Source organism: Verminephrobacter eiseniae EF01-2, assembly GCF_000015565.1.
Taxonomy (GTDB): domain Bacteria; phylum Pseudomonadota; class Gammaproteobacteria; order Burkholderiales; family Burkholderiaceae_C; genus Acidovorax; species Acidovorax eiseniae.
In genome coordinates this window covers 1,053,500-1,069,090 of sequence record NC_008786.1, presented here as the reverse complement: position 1 = coordinate 1,069,090, position 15,591 = coordinate 1,053,500, and the positions used below count along the sequence as shown (strand labels likewise).

13 protein-coding genes and 1 tRNA gene are annotated in these 15,591 nt (G+C 64.7%); 9 read left to right on the top strand and 5 right to left on the bottom strand.

What is annotated here, in order from left to right; genetic code table 11:
• Positions 1 to 8: 8 nt before the first annotated feature.
• The 7 genes from VEIS_RS04705 to pth all read left to right on the top strand — a co-directional run bounded on the left by VEIS_RS04705 (position 9) and on the right by pth (position 5,917).
• Positions 9 to 1,796 carry a tetratricopeptide repeat protein gene (locus VEIS_RS04705; RefSeq protein WP_011808745.1) on the top strand — a complete coding sequence of 596 codons (1,788 nt, stop codon included), beginning with the start codon at positions 9 to 11 and terminating at the stop codon, positions 1,794 to 1,796.
• Entirely contained in the window at positions 1,796 to 2,320 is a 525-nt protein-coding gene (locus VEIS_RS04700; RefSeq protein WP_011808744.1) for a lipoprotein insertase outer membrane protein LolB, read from the top strand. The genes VEIS_RS04705 and VEIS_RS04700 overlap by 1 nt, the downstream gene beginning before the upstream one ends.
• A 28-nt stretch (positions 2,321 to 2,348) precedes the next feature.
• Positions 2,349 to 3,251 carry a 4-(cytidine 5'-diphospho)-2-C-methyl-D-erythritol kinase gene (gene ispE, locus VEIS_RS04695; protein ID WP_011808743.1) on the top strand — a complete coding sequence of 301 codons (903 nt, stop codon included), beginning with the start codon at positions 2,349 to 2,351 and terminating at the stop codon, positions 3,249 to 3,251.
• Positions 3,252 to 3,281: 30 nt separating this feature from the next.
• A tRNA-Gln gene (locus VEIS_RS04690) sits at positions 3,282 to 3,358 on the top strand.
• 61 nt (positions 3,359 to 3,419) lie between these two features.
• Positions 3,420 to 4,394: a ribose-phosphate pyrophosphokinase gene (locus tag VEIS_RS04685; protein ID WP_011808742.1), complete on the top strand. Its 975-nt coding sequence runs from the start codon at positions 3,420 to 3,422 to the stop codon at positions 4,392 to 4,394.
• 99 nt (positions 4,395 to 4,493) lie between these two features.
• Entirely contained in the window at positions 4,494 to 5,201 is a 708-nt protein-coding gene (locus VEIS_RS04680) for a 50S ribosomal protein L25/general stress protein Ctc (RefSeq protein ID WP_011808741.1), read from the top strand.
• Between the two features lie 107 nt (positions 5,202 to 5,308).
• Positions 5,309 to 5,917 (top strand): aminoacyl-tRNA hydrolase, encoded by a 609-nt coding sequence (pth, locus tag VEIS_RS04675; RefSeq protein ID WP_041949809.1) that lies wholly within the window; start codon positions 5,309 to 5,311, stop codon positions 5,915 to 5,917.
• Positions 5,918 to 6,180: 263 nt separating this feature from the next.
• Here the strand turns inward: pth and VEIS_RS04670 are convergent, their stop codons facing one another.
• The 5 genes from VEIS_RS04670 to VEIS_RS04650 are packed head-to-tail and all read right to left on the bottom strand — an operon-like array spanning position 6,181 to position 11,399.
• Positions 6,181 to 7,194, bottom strand: coding sequence for a LacI family DNA-binding transcriptional regulator (locus VEIS_RS04670; protein WP_011808739.1), 1,014 nt, complete (start codon positions 7,192 to 7,194; stop codon positions 6,181 to 6,183).
• A complete protein-coding gene (locus VEIS_RS04665; RefSeq protein ID WP_011808738.1) occupies positions 7,191 to 8,345 on the bottom strand; it encodes an ABC transporter ATP-binding protein in 1,155 nt (384 codons plus the stop codon). Before VEIS_RS04665 ends, VEIS_RS04670 begins: the two co-directional genes overlap by 4 nt.
• 5 nt (positions 8,346 to 8,350) lie before the next feature.
• Positions 8,351 to 9,196 (bottom strand): carbohydrate ABC transporter permease, encoded by an 846-nt coding sequence (locus tag VEIS_RS04660; protein WP_011808737.1) that lies wholly within the window; start codon positions 9,194 to 9,196, stop codon positions 8,351 to 8,353.
• A 1-nt stretch (position 9,197) separates the two neighbouring features.
• A complete protein-coding gene (locus VEIS_RS04655; RefSeq protein ID WP_011808736.1) occupies positions 9,198 to 10,127 on the bottom strand; it encodes a carbohydrate ABC transporter permease in 930 nt (309 codons plus the stop codon).
• Between the two features lie 3 nt (positions 10,128 to 10,130).
• Positions 10,131 to 11,399, bottom strand: a complete 1,269-nt coding sequence (locus VEIS_RS04650; RefSeq protein ID WP_011808735.1) for an extracellular solute-binding protein — start codon at positions 11,397 to 11,399, stop codon at positions 10,131 to 10,133.
• Positions 11,400 to 11,632: 233 nt separating this feature from the next.
• Here VEIS_RS04650 and VEIS_RS04645 point away from each other — a divergent pair, with 233 nt between their 5' ends.
• Entirely contained in the window at positions 11,633 to 13,114 is a 1,482-nt protein-coding gene (locus VEIS_RS04645) for a glycoside hydrolase family 5 protein (RefSeq protein WP_011808734.1), read from the top strand.
• 51 nt (positions 13,115 to 13,165) lie between these two features.
• Positions 13,166 to 15,574 (top strand): glycoside hydrolase family 3 N-terminal domain-containing protein, encoded by a 2,409-nt coding sequence (locus VEIS_RS04640; protein ID WP_011808733.1) that lies wholly within the window; start codon positions 13,166 to 13,168, stop codon positions 15,572 to 15,574.
• Positions 15,575 to 15,591 lie beyond the last annotated feature (17 nt).

Genomic DNA, 15,591 nt, shown 5'->3' with positions numbered 1-15,591 from the left:
TCACAGGCATGGATTATCATGGCCCAATGGCGCTACCTCAGAGCATTCGATTGGCCGCATTGGCTTGCGCGATGACGGTCGTTGCCTGCCCGGCGTTGGCGCAACCGACCGACGACGAAAGCCGTCCCGCGACCGAGGCGCCGCCGGTGGCATCCAGCCCGGCCCTGGACGCCAAGCTGTTCTACGAGATCTTCCTGGGTGAATTGACCACCCGCATGGGTGACCCGGGCGCAGGCTATGCGCTGATGCTGGAGGCCGCGCGCCGAAGCGCTGACGGCCAGCTCTACCAGCGGGCTGCGGACATTGCGTTGCAGTCCCGCTCTGGCGAGCATGCGCTGGCTGCGGCCAGGGCCTGGAAGCAGGCTTTGCCGCAGTCGCGCGAGGCCAATCGCTACATGTTGCAAATTTTGGTCGCACTGAACCGGATCAGGGAGACGCCCGAGCTGCTGCGCCAGGAGTTGGCGCAATCGTCGGCCCGCGACAAACTGGCCACGCTGTCTGCCCTGCCCCGGATGTACGAGCGTGCCAGCGACAAGGCCTTGGTCGCCAAGGTGGCAGAGCAAGCGCTGGCGGATGAACTCGGCAACCCCGCCACAGGTTCCGTGGCCTGGGTGTCGCTGGGACGCTTGCGTCTGGCGGCCGGCGACAAAAGCGGGGCGCTGGATGCGGCGCACAAGGCGCAAGCACTGGATAACGCCAGCGAAGGCGCCGTGCAATTGGCGCTGGAGTTGATGCAAGAGAACATTGCGCAAGCCGAGCCGATCGTGCTCCGGGCGCTGGCCAAGCAGGCCGTCCCCAGGTTGCCTGAATGGCGTATGGCCTATGCCCGTGTCCTTGCAGGCTTGCAGCGCAATCAGGATGCCAGAGGTCTGCTCGAAGCGGTCACACAAGAAAAACCGGCGCTCGCACCGGCGTGGCTGCTGATGGCCTCGTTGCAGTTTCAGGACAACCGTCTGCCGGAGGCTGAAACCTCGTTGCAGCGTTTTCTGGAACTGTCTGCGACGGACACCGACGAGCAAGTGCGGCAAAAAAGCCGCACCCAGGCCTATTTGCTGTACGCGCAAATCGCAGAGAAAAAAAATGACTTTGCGGCTGCACAGACCTGGCTCGGACGCATAGACGACCCGCAGGGGGTTTTCGGCGCCCAAATTCGCCGCGCCTCGCTGTTGGCACGCCAGGGCCAGCTCGCGCAAGCGCGGGCGCTGTTGCGCAGCCTGCCGGGCAGTTCGGCCGATGACCAGCGCATGAAGCTGCTGGCCGAAGTGCAGTTGTTGCGCGAGCAGCGCCTGTACCGGCAGGCGTACCAAGTGCAGGGCGAACTGGTGGCATTGTTCCCGCAGGAGGCAGAGTTGGTCTACGACCAGGCTCTGCTGGCCGAAAAGGCGGGCCAGCCCGATCTGATGGAGCAATTGCTCAGGCAGGTGATTGCGCGCCAACCGCAATACCACCATGCCTATAACGCCCTGGGTTATTCGCTGGCCGATCGTGGCACGCGGCTTGTCGAGGCCAAACAGTTGATTTTGAAGGCGCTGGAACTGGCGGCGGGCGATCCTTTCATCATGGACAGCCTCGGTTGGGTGGAGTTTCGCCTGGGCAACAAGGCCGATGCCAAGCGGTATCTGGAAGCCGCTTACAAGACACGGCCCGATGTCGAGATCGCAGCCCATCTGGGCGAGGTGCTGTGGAGCCTGGGCGACAAGGACGCTGCGTCCAGGGTCTGGAAAGAAGGGCAGCGCAGCAACCCTGACAACGACACCCTGAAGGAAACACTGCAGCGCCTCGGAGTCGCGCCCTGATGCGTAGCGCCATCGCACTGATGCGCAGTGCCATTGTTGTCCTGCCCCTGCTGCTGTGGCTCGTGGGTTGCGCCCCGCCGGCACCCGGCGCCAGGGCGCAAGAAGATGCGTGGAGCGGGCGCATCGCGTTGCAGGTTCAGGCCCAAGCACAGGCACAAGGTGAAGGGCAAGGGCAAGCGGCGCAAGCGTTTTCTGCAATGTTCGAGTTGCATGGCAATGCCGACAGCGGCGGCTTGGTGCTGCTCAACCCGTTGGGCCAGCGCCTTGCACAACTGGACTGGAAGGACGGCCATGCACAGTTGCACAGCGGACAGGAAACACGTAGCTCGGACTCCCTCGATGCGCTGCTGCAAGACCTGACCGGTGCCGGCACCATCCCGGTGGCTGCACTTTTCAGTTGGCTCAAGGGCATTCAGGCCACGGCCACAGGCTGGCAGGCAGACCTTTCGGGCATCGCTGACGGACGCATCAGCGCGCGCCGCGATGACCCTGCCGCCACTTTACGCATCGCGCTGACCCGCTGACCTGGCGCCCCTGCCCTGCGTTCCTGCGATGCAAGCCCTGTATGACCTGCCGGCCCCGGCAAAGCTGAACCTCTTTTTGCACATCATCGGACGGCGCGCCGACGGGTATCACCTGATCGAGTCGGTCTTCATGCTGATCGACTGGTGCGATACCCTGCATTTCGAGTGTCGTGCCGACGGAGCAATTTCGCGCCAAGACCTGGGCGCCCCGCTGCCCGCTGCCGACCTGAGCATACGGGCCGCCCATGCGCTGCGGGCGGCCACCGGCTGCAGGCAAGGCGCGCATATCGGGCTGCTCAAACGCCTTCCCGCGCAAGCGGGCATCGGCGGTGGCTCGTCGGATGCCGCGACCACCTTGCTGGCACTGAACCGGCTATGGGGTCTGGGCCTGTCGCTGTCGGCGCTGGAAAAGATCGGCGTGACGCTCGGTGCAGATGTTCCGTTTTTTGTACGCGGGCGCAACGCCCGGGTGGCGGGCATCGGCGAGATCATCACGCCGCTGGCGCATGGACAACTGCCGCCGGCATGTTTTGCGGTCGTCAAGCCCGCTGCCGGTCTGGAGACGAAGGCCATTTTTTCCTCGCCCCTTCTGAAGCGCGCTTCGGGCAGTGCTACAATCTCCGGCTTTGCTGCAGCCGATTTCGGCCGGGATGGCGACTGCTACCAGGATGCCGATTTCTGCCGAAATGACCTGCAGCCCGTTGCCCAGGCATTGTGCCCCGAGGTCACCCAAGCCATCGAATGGCTCAGAGCGCGCGGGTTGCAAGGCCGGATGACAGGCTCGGGCAGTGCGGTGTTTGCACAGATACCACAGGCGCCCGACTTGGGTCACGTTGGTGACTTGGGGGCAGCCCCCGAAGGCTGGCAGGTCAGGGTCTGTGAGAATCTGATGCTCCATCCTCTTGCAGGGTGGGCAGCAGACGAGGATTGAGGTGGGCTGCTTTCCGCAGTCGACCTGTGCAGGGGAGTCGCCAAGCTGGTTAAGGCACCGGATTTTGATTCCGGCATGCGAAGGTTCGAATCCTTCTTCCCCTGCCAAGTGGCGCACCATTTTTTTCCGCAGACGGGACGGGCTTTTTTTCAGACTGCTGGGACGCTCATGCAAGCCAATCACCCCGACTTCATGGTTTTTACCGGCAATGCCAATCCCGGCATGGCAGTCGAAATAGCCCAACACTTGGGCACCTGCCTCGGTGCAGCCGATGTGGGGCGTTTCTCCGACGGTGAAGTGACCGTTGAAATCAAGCAGAACGTGCGCGCGCGGGATGTTTTCGTCGTGCAATCCACCTGCGCGCCGACCAACGAAAACCTGATGGAACTGCTGATCATGGTCGACGCGCTCAAGCGCGCATCGGCCGAGCGCATCAGCGCCGTGATCCCCTACTTCGGCTACGCCCGCCAGGACCGCCGGCCGCGCTCGACGCGGGTGCCGATCAGCGCCAAGGTGGTGGCCAACATGCTGCAGGCCGTGGGCGTCGCCCGCGTGCTGACCATGGACCTGCATGCCGACCAGATCCAGGGTTTTTTCGACATCCCGGTGGACAACATCTACGCCTCGCCGGTTTTGCTCGGTGATCTGCGCCAGAAGAATTACGAAGACCTGATCGTGGTCTCCCCCGACGTGGGCGGCGTGGTGCGCGCCCGGGCCTTGGCCAAGCAGCTCAACTGCGATCTGGCGATCATCGACAAGCGCCGCCCCAAGGCCAATGTGTCCGAAGTCATGCATGTGATCGGCGAGACCGAAGGCCGCAACTGCGTGGTCATGGACGACATGATCGACACCGCCGGCACGCTGGTGAAGGCCGCCGAGGTGCTCAAGGAGCGCGGAGCCAGAAAGGTCTACGCCTATTGCACGCATCCGATTTTTTCCGGCCCTGCCATCGAGCGCATCGCCCAGGGCACGGCCCTCGATGAAGTGGTGGTGACCAATACCATCCCCTTGAGCGACAACGCCCGGGGATGCACCAAGATTCGCCAACTCTCCGTGGCCCCGCTGATCGCAGAGACGATACAGCGCATTGCCAAGGGAAATTCGGTGATGAGTTTGTTTTCGGACCAGGACAGTTTGTTCTGACCGGTTCGGAAGCATTGCGTGGGCCTGCCGCCGCAATGGCGGGTCTTTTCAAATCAGGGGGCAGGCTGGTCGCGGCCACCCCTCTTTCAGGAGCCAATCATGAACTTCGTCGCTTTTGAGCGCGCCAAGCAGGGTACGGGTGCGAGCCGCCGTCTGCGCAATTCGGGCAAGACGCCCGGCATCGTGTATGGTGGTTCGGCCGAGCCCCAAATGATCGAGCTCGACCACAACGCGCTGTGGCATGCCCTCAAGAAGGAGGCTTTCCACTCCAGCGTGCTCGACATGGAGGTGGCCGGCAAGACCGACAAGGTCTTGCTGCGCGACGTGCAATACCACCCCTTCAAGCAGTGCGTGCTGCACATCGACTTCCAGCGCGTCGACGACAAGACCAGGCTGCACATGAAGGTGCCGCTGCACTACAGCGGCTCGGAAGAGTCCAACGCCGTCAAGGTCGACAAGTGCATGGTCAACCTGATCGTCAACGAACTGGACGTGACCTGCATGCCTTCGGACCTGCCGGAGTTCATCGCCGTCGATCTGTCGAAGTTGGAAAAGGGCACCTCCCTGCACCTGAAGGACATCAAACTGCCCCGGGGCGTAACGCCCGTGATCCGCGGTGGTCAGCACAACCCGGCCCTGGTGTCGGTGGTGCCGCCAGTGGTGGTGCTCGAGGCCCCTGTTGCCGACGCCGCTCCAGCGCCCGTAGCCGAGGCCAAGGGCAAAGGCAAGGCGGCCAAGCCCGCAGCCACGGCCAAACCTGCCGCCGCCGCCGCCAAACCCGCAGCAAAACCCAAGGCGAAAAAGTAATCCAGTGCACGCGGCGCCCTGCCCACCGCTCCTTCGGGCCACATGGCGACCGCCCCTGCGGGCCGTTGCCATGTCCCGGGCCCCAAGCCCACACGACCATTGCGCAGATGATCAAGCTGTTTGCCGGCCTGGGCAACCCGGGGCCAGACTACGCGGCCACCCGCCACAATGCCGGTTTCTGGTGGATCGATGCGCTGGCGCGTGAACTCAAGACCACGCTGCTGCCAGAGCGCAGCCACCAGGCCCTGCTGGCCCGCACGACGGTGCATGGCCAAAGCGTTTGGCTGTTGCAGCCGCAGACTTTCATGAACCACTCGGGCCAGTCGGTGGCTTCGCTGGCGCGCTTTTTCAAGCTCCAGCCCGAGGAAATCCTGGTGGTGCACGACGAACTCGACATTGCCCCCGGCCAGGTCAAGCTCAAGCGCGGCGGCGGCCATGCCGGGCACAACGGCCTGCGCGACATCCACGGGCAGTTGGGCAGCCCCGACTACTGGCGCCTGCGCATAGGCATAGGCCACCCCGGGGTCAGGAGCGAGGTCATCAACTGGGTGCTGAAAAAACCCTCACCCGAGCAGCGCGCGCTGATCGAGGACAGCATCGCCCATTCGCTCAGGGCCTGGCCGGCGCTGCTGGTCGGCGAGATGGACAAGGCCAGCTTGCTGATCCACACCACCCGACCCCCACGCCCGAAGCCGGCCCGCCCGGTGCCGGACTGACGGCGCCGCCGCCGCAAACCCGCCCAGGTGTCGTGACCCGGGCATGTCATGCTTTCCGGGCGCTGAAAGGGTCTGCACGGCAACGCGATGCGGGGCGCCGGGCTGTCAGGCCGGCTGCGCGGGGGGGGGGGGGGGGGTGACTTTTGCACTACTTTTTGGAGTGTCGGCAAAATGCAGCCCCCAGAAAAAGCCCTCTCCGCCCCATGCAAACGACAAGCACCGCACCCACCACAGGGCCTGATCCGCCGCCACGGCCGCGGCCATCAGCGCTGCGGCGGCGCCGTGGATTGCCGCACTATCAGTTCCGTCGGCAGGGTGACCCGCGCGCTGTCCGGGGCCAGTCCGGCAATCTGCGACAGCAAGGTGCTGACTGCCGCACGTCCTATCCCTTCCATCGGCTGGCGCACGGTGGTCAGTGCCGGGTGTACGTGCAATGCCGCAGGCACATCGTCGAAGCCGACGACCGACATGTCTTGCGCAATCTTCAGCCCCTGCTCTTGCAGCACGGCCATCACGCCGAACGCGCTCAGGTCATTGGCGGCAAAGATGGCCGTGGGCCGCTTCTTGAGCGCGAGCAGCGCCAGCGCTGCGGCGCGCCCCCCTTCGAGGCTGTAGCGCCCGGGCACGACCAGCGCCGGGTCGCGCACCAGCCCATGCACGGCGACCGCTTCGTGATAGGCCCGCAACCGTTCCCCGGCCGAGCCGAGTTGTTCCGATCCGGCGATGAACGCAATGCGCTTGTGCCCCAGCTCGGCCAGGTGTTTCATCGCTGACCGGGCGCCCCCGTAGTCGTCTGCCGTTACGCACGGCAGTTGTGCGTGATCGAGCGGGCTGTCGACCATGGCCACCGGAAATCGCCCGCGCGCCAGCGCCTCGACGAAGCCGGGTTGATAGGGCGGCAGCGCCACCACGCCGTCGGTGAACTGTTGCAGCAGTTGCAGCACGTTGCTCGATGGCTGCTTTTCACGTTCGGGATGCGAGTAGATCAACACCTCGTTGCCGGCGGCCGCTGCGGCGCGCACGACACTGTTGACCACACCGATGATGAAGGGGATGTCCAACTGCAAGGCGATCACCCCGATCACGCCGCTTTGTCCCGAGGACAGCTTTTGTGCCACCCGGTTGGTGACATAGCCTTTTTCGGACGCCACCTTCAGGATGGCCGCCCGGGTGCGCTGCGCTATGCCGGGCTGGTTGTTCAGCGCGCGCGAGGCGGTCATCGTCGAGACGCCGGCCGCTGCGGCAAGGTCGGCCAGGGTGGGTGTGGTTCGGCTCACGGGGTACTCGCAAAAATCGGTGCCGGTTGTGCAAGCGCGCAGCCGGCGGCGTCGAACAGGTGGCAATGGGTCGAGACGATGCTGAAAGTCCCATTGTCGCCGGGCCGGACATGGCTGTGGCCGATGACCTTGGCAATCAGGCTCTCGCCGTTGCCGGCACCGTCCAGATGGACATAGCTGTGTTCGCCGAAATGCTCCACCAGCCGAACCCGCCTGGTGATCGTCGCAGCGTCGCCCATGCGGCCGGTCAGCAGGTGTTCGGGCCGGATGCCGAGCGTTACGCGGCTTGCCACTGCGGGCATTGCGCTGCGCTCACTGAGTTCGATGCGTTCGCCATCGACCCCTGCGTCGAGTTGCAGCACGACGCAACCGTCCCGGCAGGCGAGCACGGTCGCCGGCAGCAAGTTCATCTTGGGCGCGCCGATGAAGCCCGCGACAAACAGGTCGCGCGGACGGTGGTAGAGCTCCATCGGCGAGCCGATCTGGGCGACGCTGCCGTTGTCGAGCATGTCCTGCCCGGAGCGCAGCAGCACGATCTTGTCGGCCAGTGCCATGGCCTCGGTTTGGTCGTGCGTCACATAGATGGCGCTGGCATGGCCGAACTCGCGGTGCAGCCGGGCGATTTCGGCGCGCATGTGCACCCGCAATGCGGCGTCGAGGTTGGACAGCGGCTCGTCGAACAGGAACACATCCGGTTTGCGCACGATCGCGCGGCCGATGGCGACCCGTTGTCGTTGGCCGCCAGACAAGGCCCTGGGCAGGCGATCGAGCAGATGGCCGATTTGCAGGATCTGCGCGGCGTCCTGCACGCGGCGTTCGATCTCCCGCTTGTCGAGCCGGGCCTGGCGCAGGCCGAACGCCATGTTCTCGTACAGCGTCATGTGCGGATACAGCGCGTAGTTCTGAAACACCATCGCCACCTGGCGCTGTGCTGGTGGCACATCGTTCATGCGGATGCCACCGATGTGCAAATCGCCTGCGGTGATCGATTCCAGGCCCGCAACCATGCGCAGCAGCGTCGATTTGCCGCAGCCCGAGGGGCCCAGGAAGACGCAAAATTCGCCTGCGCCGATCTCCAGGTCCACGCCGCGTATGGCCTGAACCCCGCCGTCATAGGTTTTGTGCACTGCTTCAAGGGTCACTTGGGTCATGTCGATCAGCCTTTCAGGGAGCCGGCCATCATTGCCTTGACGATGCGCTCCTGGCCGAAGGCATAGACCACGATCAGCGGCAGCGAGGTGAGCGTGACCACGGCCAGCATCGCCGGGAGGTTGGACGAGAATTCGCCCTGGTAATCCCACAGTGCCAGCGGCAAGGTGCGATTGCCCGGCGATGAGGTCAGCACATTGGCGAAGATGAATTCGTTCCACAGGTGCATGCCGTTGTAGATCGCCACCGTCGCAATGCCGGGCCCGGACAGCGGCAGGAAGATGCGCAAAAAGATGGTCCATGGGCCGCAGCCATCGAGTTGCGCGGCCTCTTGCAGTTCACGCGGAATCTGGCGCATGAATTCGGTCAGGATGAACACCGACACCGGCAAACTCGTGGCCACGTAGGGACCGATCAGCGCAAACGGCGTGTCGTACAGACCCAGGTCGCGCGTCAGCAGATAGATCGGCACCAGCGTGATGTGCAGCGGCACGATCATCGCGGCGACGATCAGCCCGAACAATGCCTTGTCGAAGCGGAACTTCAGCCGCACCAGCGCATAGGCCGCCAGCGCGGCGATGAGCACGATCAGCACCACCGAGGTGCCGACGACGAAGGCACTGTTGCGCAAATAGGTGAAGAACCCGCCTTGCAGGACGCTGGCGTAGTGGCTCCAGTCCAGGTGGCTCGGCAAGGCCCACACCGGCTTGTCGAAGCTGTCCTGCTGTGACTTCAGGCTGGTGAAGACAACGAAGGCCAGGGGCAGCAGCGTGAGCGCGAGCCAGCCGAGCGCGAGGGTCCAGACGATCCCCCTGGTCCAGGGTTTGGAGCGGGTCGTGCCGGCGCCGCGCATGTCACACCCGGGTCTCGAAACGCTTGGTCAAGCGCATGCCGAATGCGGCAATCAGGGCCACGACCAGAAACATGGCCGAGGCCACCGTGCTGCCGTAGCCCAGTTGGAACGACGAGAACACCGTTCGGTACATATAGGTCGCCATCAGTTCGGAAGCGCCTTCGGGGCCTCCGCCGGTCATCACATAAATCAGGTCGAAGTAGCGCAGCGAGCCGATCACCGCGAGCATGGCGGCCGTGCGCACCGTGCCCTGCAGGTGCGGCAATTTGATCTTCCAGAAGATGGTTGCGTCGCTCGCGCCGTCGAGCCGGGCGGCCTCGCGCAGTTCAGGCGGGAACGAGGCCAGGGCGGCCAGGAACAAGATCATGTAGAAGGGGATGTTTTGCCAACAGACGACGGCCGTCACCGTGAGCAGCGCGAAACGGCGGTCGCCGAGCCAGTCCTGCGCCAGCGCCGTGGCGCCGATGGCGTTCAGCGCGGTGTTGATCGGCCCGAAGTGCGGGTCGAAGATGTTCTTGAAGATCACGCCCAGCGCGACACTGGAGAACAGCAACGGCAAGAAGTACAGGATCTTCAGCGTGCGCGAGCCACGGCCGGCCTTGTCGAGCAGCAACGCCAGCGCCAGCGCGATCGGCAGTTGCACCAGCACCGACATCAGTGCCAGCAGCAGGTTGTTGCCCAGTGCGCGCCAGAACTGCGCGTCGCGCAGCAGCGCCGACCAATTGTCCAGACCGACATCGACACGGCCCTTGCCCAGCCCGTTCCATTCGACCAGCGACAAGCGCAAGCTCTCGATCAGCGGGTAGAGCAGGAACACGGCCAAAAGCGCCAGCGCTGGCGCCAAAAACAGCGCTGGCGCCAGCCATTCGGGCGCATGGCGCCGCCGGCCGGTCCATGGCGCAGCCGCCGTCGGCGTAGCCTGCCGGTTCATGGCCTACTTGAGGATTTGCGCGGCCAGCGCTTGCATCTTTTGCGCTGCTTCTTCGGGCGTGATCGACAGCCCGAACAGGGCCTGCACCGTGTCCTTGTGCAGTTCGGCCAACTGCGGCGGCAGTTCCTGGTCGTACCACAGTTGCACGGCCGGCGCGTCGGCCACCAGTTGCATCACCCGCTGCATCGGGGCATCGGCGATCGTCAGTTCCTTGACCGGCACCAGGCGCTTGTCTGCCAGGCGCGCCTTGACCGAGGCCTCGTCGAGCATCGTCGTGATCAACTGGTAGGCCGCCTCGGGCGTCTTGCAGGCCGTCGATATGCTGTAGAAGTTTTGCCCCACGGAGCCGACGACATTGCCCGCCTGCCCCTTGCCGCCCGGCACGCCGGGGAACGGGAAGAAGTCCACCTTTTTGGCGAATTCCGGGTTTTCGTTCTTGATGTTCGATGATTCCCAGGTTCCCATCAGTTCCATGGCGGCCTTGCCCGAGTACAGCAATCTGCGCGCTGCGCCAATGTCGTAGTCCAGGCCGTTGAAGCCCTGCGCGAAGGCGCCGGCCTTGACCAGTTCTTGCAGATATTTGCCGGCCTCGACGAAGGCCGGGTCGGCAAAGCTGCCACCCGGCGCGCGGGCAATGGCTTTGCGGAACACCTCCGGTCCGCCAATGCGGTCGACGAGGTACATGTAGTACATCGAACCGGGCCACTTGGCCTTGTTGGCCAGGGCAAACGGGGCCACGTCGTTGGCCTTGAGCGTCTCGACGAGCTTCATCAGTTCGGGCCAGGTCTTGGGCGGCGCGAGCCCGAACTTGGCGAAGATCTCGGTGTTGTAGTAAATCACGGCTGCGGTGGTGTTCTCCCCCGGCAGGCCGTAGGTTTTGCCCTGCCAGGTGATGGCGTCGAAGGCGCTGGGCAGGAAGCGCTCACGAAACGCGGGATCTTTGGCCAGGTAAGGACCGAGGTCGACGACTTGACCGGCCTTGATGTACTCGCGCAGCACCCCGCCGCCCCAACTCGTGAACACGCATGGCGGCTCATTGGCCCCCATCGCGATCTTCAGCTTGGTCTTGTAGGCGTCGTTGGGGATTTGCGTGCGCTGCACCTTGAAGCCGGGGTTGGCCTTCTCGAAGCGCGCCTGCGCCTCCTGTATCAGCTTGGAGCCCCCGGGCTGGGTCTGAATGTCCCATTCGGTAATCACCTTGGGCTCTTGGGCGAGCGCTGCCGTCGCCAGCCCGAAGGCCAGCGCTGCGCTGCAAAGTGGTGCGGGATTCATCGGCAGTCTCCTGGATGCGTTGTTCTTTTATCGTTATCGATAACGTCTCTTTTACCAATAGGTGTAAACCCGATTCGATACAGAGCGTGTCCGCGACCCGGAGGCCCATCTCCGACCCCGGCGCATCGACCCTGTTTGCGTGACCTGGGGTAAGTACTGTATGGTTGTTGGAACGTTATCGATAACGTTCGTGTATCGGAGACATTCCGGAGACATTCCCGAAAGGCCGCCCCATGGATTTCTTACGCACCGAAGGCAAGAACATCGTCGACGCACGAGGCAGCGTGGTTCGCCTGGCGGGCACCTGCGCCGGCGGCTGGATGAACCTGGAGGACTTCATCAACGGCCATTCGGGCGCAGAACATACCTTGCGCCATCAGATGGCCGAAGTCCTGGGCGCCGCCCGGGCCGAGTTCTTCTTCGAGCGCCTGCTCGAGCATTTCTTCAACGAAAGCGATATCGCGTACATCCGAAGCCTGGGTGCGACAGTGGTCCGGTTGCCGCTGAACTACCGCCACTTCGAGGACGACGACAAGCCTTACGCCTACAAGGAAGCGGGGTTCGAGCGCCTGGGCCGGGTGCTCGACTGGTGCGACAAGCATGGCCTGTACGCCATCCTTGATTTGCACGCGGTGCAAGGCTGGCAAAACGTCCATTGGCATTCCGACAACGCATCGGGCATCAGCCTGTTCTGGCATGACGCCCATTACCAGGACCGCTTCGTCGCGCTGTGGTGCGAAATCGCCCGGCGCTACCGGCACCGGGCCGTGGTCGCCGGCTACAACCTGATCAACGAACCCTGCGTCGGCAACCAACGCGGCGACCTGCCCTGGAACATCCACGGCAACTACCGGCCCGAGTGGCCGTTGCTCAATGCCGTGTACCGGCGCACCGTGCAAGCCATCCGCCAGATCGACGCCAGGCACATCATCTTTCTCGAAGGCGATTGCTATTCCCGGCAGTTCGCAGGGCTGGACGCTCCGTTTGCCGAGAACCTGGTCTACAGCAGCCACAACTACACGGCGGCCGGCTTCGGGCCGGGCAAGTACCCGGGTGTCATCGATCTGCCCGGCCCCAGGACTGCCGGGCCTGAAACCTGGGACCTGGCGCGGCAGGAGCAGGCTTTCCTGGAGCACGAAGGCACGGTGTTCACCGACCGGCACCAGGTGCCGCTGTGGATCGGCGAGTTCGGTTCGGTCTACAACGGTGCGGCGCACGAGGTGCCAGACCGCCTGCGCGCGATGGACGAGCAGTTGGGCCTGTTCGAGCGCCACCGCGCCCACTGGACCACCTGGACTTACAAGGATGTCGGCGTGATGGGCTTGGTGACGCTGGACCCGGCATCGGAGTACATGCAGCGCGTTGGCCACTTCATCGGCAAGAAACTGCTGCTCGGAACCGACCACTGGATGCAATGGATGCCGCCGACGCCGATCGGGCAGGCCGTCGGGCAACTGGCCGAGCAGGTCTGCGGGGTGATCGATGACGACGGCATCGACCGCCGCTACGGCCGGGCCTGTTTCAGCCAGTCGGCACTGTGCTTTTTTACCGGCGCAATGCTGCAAAGAAGCTATGTGAGCCTGTTTCAGGCGCTGACGGAAAACGACATCGACCGGACTCTTGCGTCCTTTTCGTTGCCGCAATGCCGCGTGAATCAGCCGCTGGAGGGCTTGATCCGCAAGTACGCGCCGTCCGCACGACGCGCAGATCGATGAACCCCGCCCCCCTTTTCAACCCGTCAACCCGCGAACCCGCCCATCACCACCATGGAAACAGCATTTTCACCAGCCCCCTACAAGGACCCTGCGCAGCCCATCGAGGCCCGTGTGCGCGACCTGCTCGAGCGCATGAGCCTGGACGAGAAGATCGCGCAGATGCACGCCTTCTGGCTGATCCTCTCGGAGGACGGACAGCACCATGTGCGCCCGAGCGTGGGGTTCATCGACGGCACCGATCAGCCATCGTTTCAGCGGCGCCTGGCCAACGGGGTCGGGCAGGTCACGCGGCCGCTGGGCACGCACAGCGTCGAGGCCGGCAGCGGACTGCGCGCGCTGAACAAGTTGCAACGCTTTTTGCGCAATGAGACGCGGCTGGGCATCCCGGCGCTGTCGCACGAAGAATGCCTGGTGGGCTTGATGACCCGGGATGCCACGGCTTTTCCTTCGACGCTGGCGCTCAGCGCCAGTTGGAACCCCGAACTCATCGAGTCCGTCGCGCAGCAGATAGGCCAGGAATGCCGGCAGCTTGGCTGCCATCAGGGCCTGGCGCCGGTGCTCGATGTGTCGCGCGACGTGCGCTGGGGCCGCACCGAGGAGACCTTTGGCGAAGACCCGTATCTGGTCGGCGTGCTGGCCACGCGCTATGTGCGGGGATTGCAAGGCCCGCAGCGCGACCTGCTGGCAACGCTCAAGCACTATGCCGGCCACTCGTTCAGCGAAGGGGCGCGCAACCACGCGCCGGTGCATCTGGGCTGGCGCGAGCTCAATGACGTTTTTTTGCTGCCGTTCGAGATGGCGGTCAAGCAGGCGAATGCCGGCTCGGTGATGCCGGCCTACCACGACATCGATGGCGAGCCTTGCCATGCGTCCAGGCATCTGCTGACCGAAGTGCTGCGCCATCGATGGGGCTTTGACGGGCTGGTGGTGGCCGACTATGTCGGCGTCAGCTTGCTGTACCGGCACCACCGGGTGGCGGCGGACGCGGCCGATGCTGCGGCGCTGTCCTTCAATGCCGGGCTGGATGTCGAGCTGCCGGCGGACGACTGCGCCATGCAACTGCGGCTCGCGCTCGAGCGCGGGGCCATCACGCTGGCCAAGATCGACGAGATCGTCGCCCGTGTGCTGAAGGAAAAATTCCGCCTCGGCCTGTTCGAGCAGACCTTCGAGGATCGCGCCGAACCGCCGAGGCTGCGCAGCCCCGAATGCGTGGCGACCGCGCTCGAAGCGGCGCGCCAGTCGCTCGTGGTGCTGGACAACCGCAGCGGCATCTTGCCGCTGGCGCCGGCGGCGCGCCAGCGCATCGCGGTGATCGGCCCGACGGCGGCCGACCCCATGGGCCAGCTCAGCGGCTACAGCTACCACGCCCATTCCATTGCCCCTGACGAAGTGCAAGACACCAGCCATATCGTCACCCCGCTGCAAGGCATTCAGGCACTGTTCGGCGCGAGCCTGGTCCGCTACGAGCAAGGTTGCCAAATTTTGGAGCAACGCAGCGCGGGAACACCGGTGTTCCCCGGGGATGTGGACGACGCCGGCAAGCTGCCGCGCCAGGCTTCGCCGGTATCGCGCCGCACCGACCGCATCCCTGCCGCCGCGCAGGCCGCGCGCAGCGCCGACCTGGCCATCGTCTGCGTTGGCGATCTGGCCGGCCTGTTTCAAAGAGGAACCATTGCCGAGGGCTCCGACACCGACAGCCTGAGCCTGCCCGGGGTGCAGCAGCAGTTGCTCGAAGCCGTCGTTGCCACCGGCACCCCCACCATCGTGGTGCTGTCCGGAGGGCGCCCGTACAACCTCGGTGGTCTGGAAGACAAGCTGGCGGCGTTCGTCATGGCTTTTGCCGGCGGCCAGGAAGGCGGCCGCGCGCTGGCCGAAGTCTTGGCAGGAAGGGTAGAACCCTCGGGCCGGTTGACGCTGTCCACGCCGGTCAACGTGGGCGCGATGCCCTACTACTACAACCACAAGCTCAAAAGCGGTGGCACGCCGATCGCGCTGCATTTCGGCAGCCCTTATCCGTTCGGGCATGGGCTGAGCTATACCCGCTTCGAATACCGGCGCTTGGCCGTCGCCACGCCCGAGGTGCCGATCGAAGACGGCCAGGTGGAGCTCAGCTTCGAGCTGGCCAACGTCGGCGAGCGCAGCGGCATCGAGGTGGTGCAGTTGTACGTGCGGGACTGCCAGGCCAGCCTGGTGCGCCCGGTGCGCGAGCTCAAAGCCTTCCGGCGCGTGGCGCTGGAGCCCGGGCACAGCGCGCGCGTCACTTTCCGCGTGCCGGTCGACATGCTCGGCTTCACCGGCATGACCGGCCAGCGTATCGTCGAACCCGGCCTGTTCGATCTGGCGCTCGGCGCATCGAGCGCCGATATCCGCCTGCGCGCGCAGGTGCAAGTGTGTGGCCCATTGCGCACCTTGGGCCGCGACTGGCGCATGGAAAGTCACAGCGAGGTCCAGCCCCTCTAAACTGTCTCTGGTAGCCA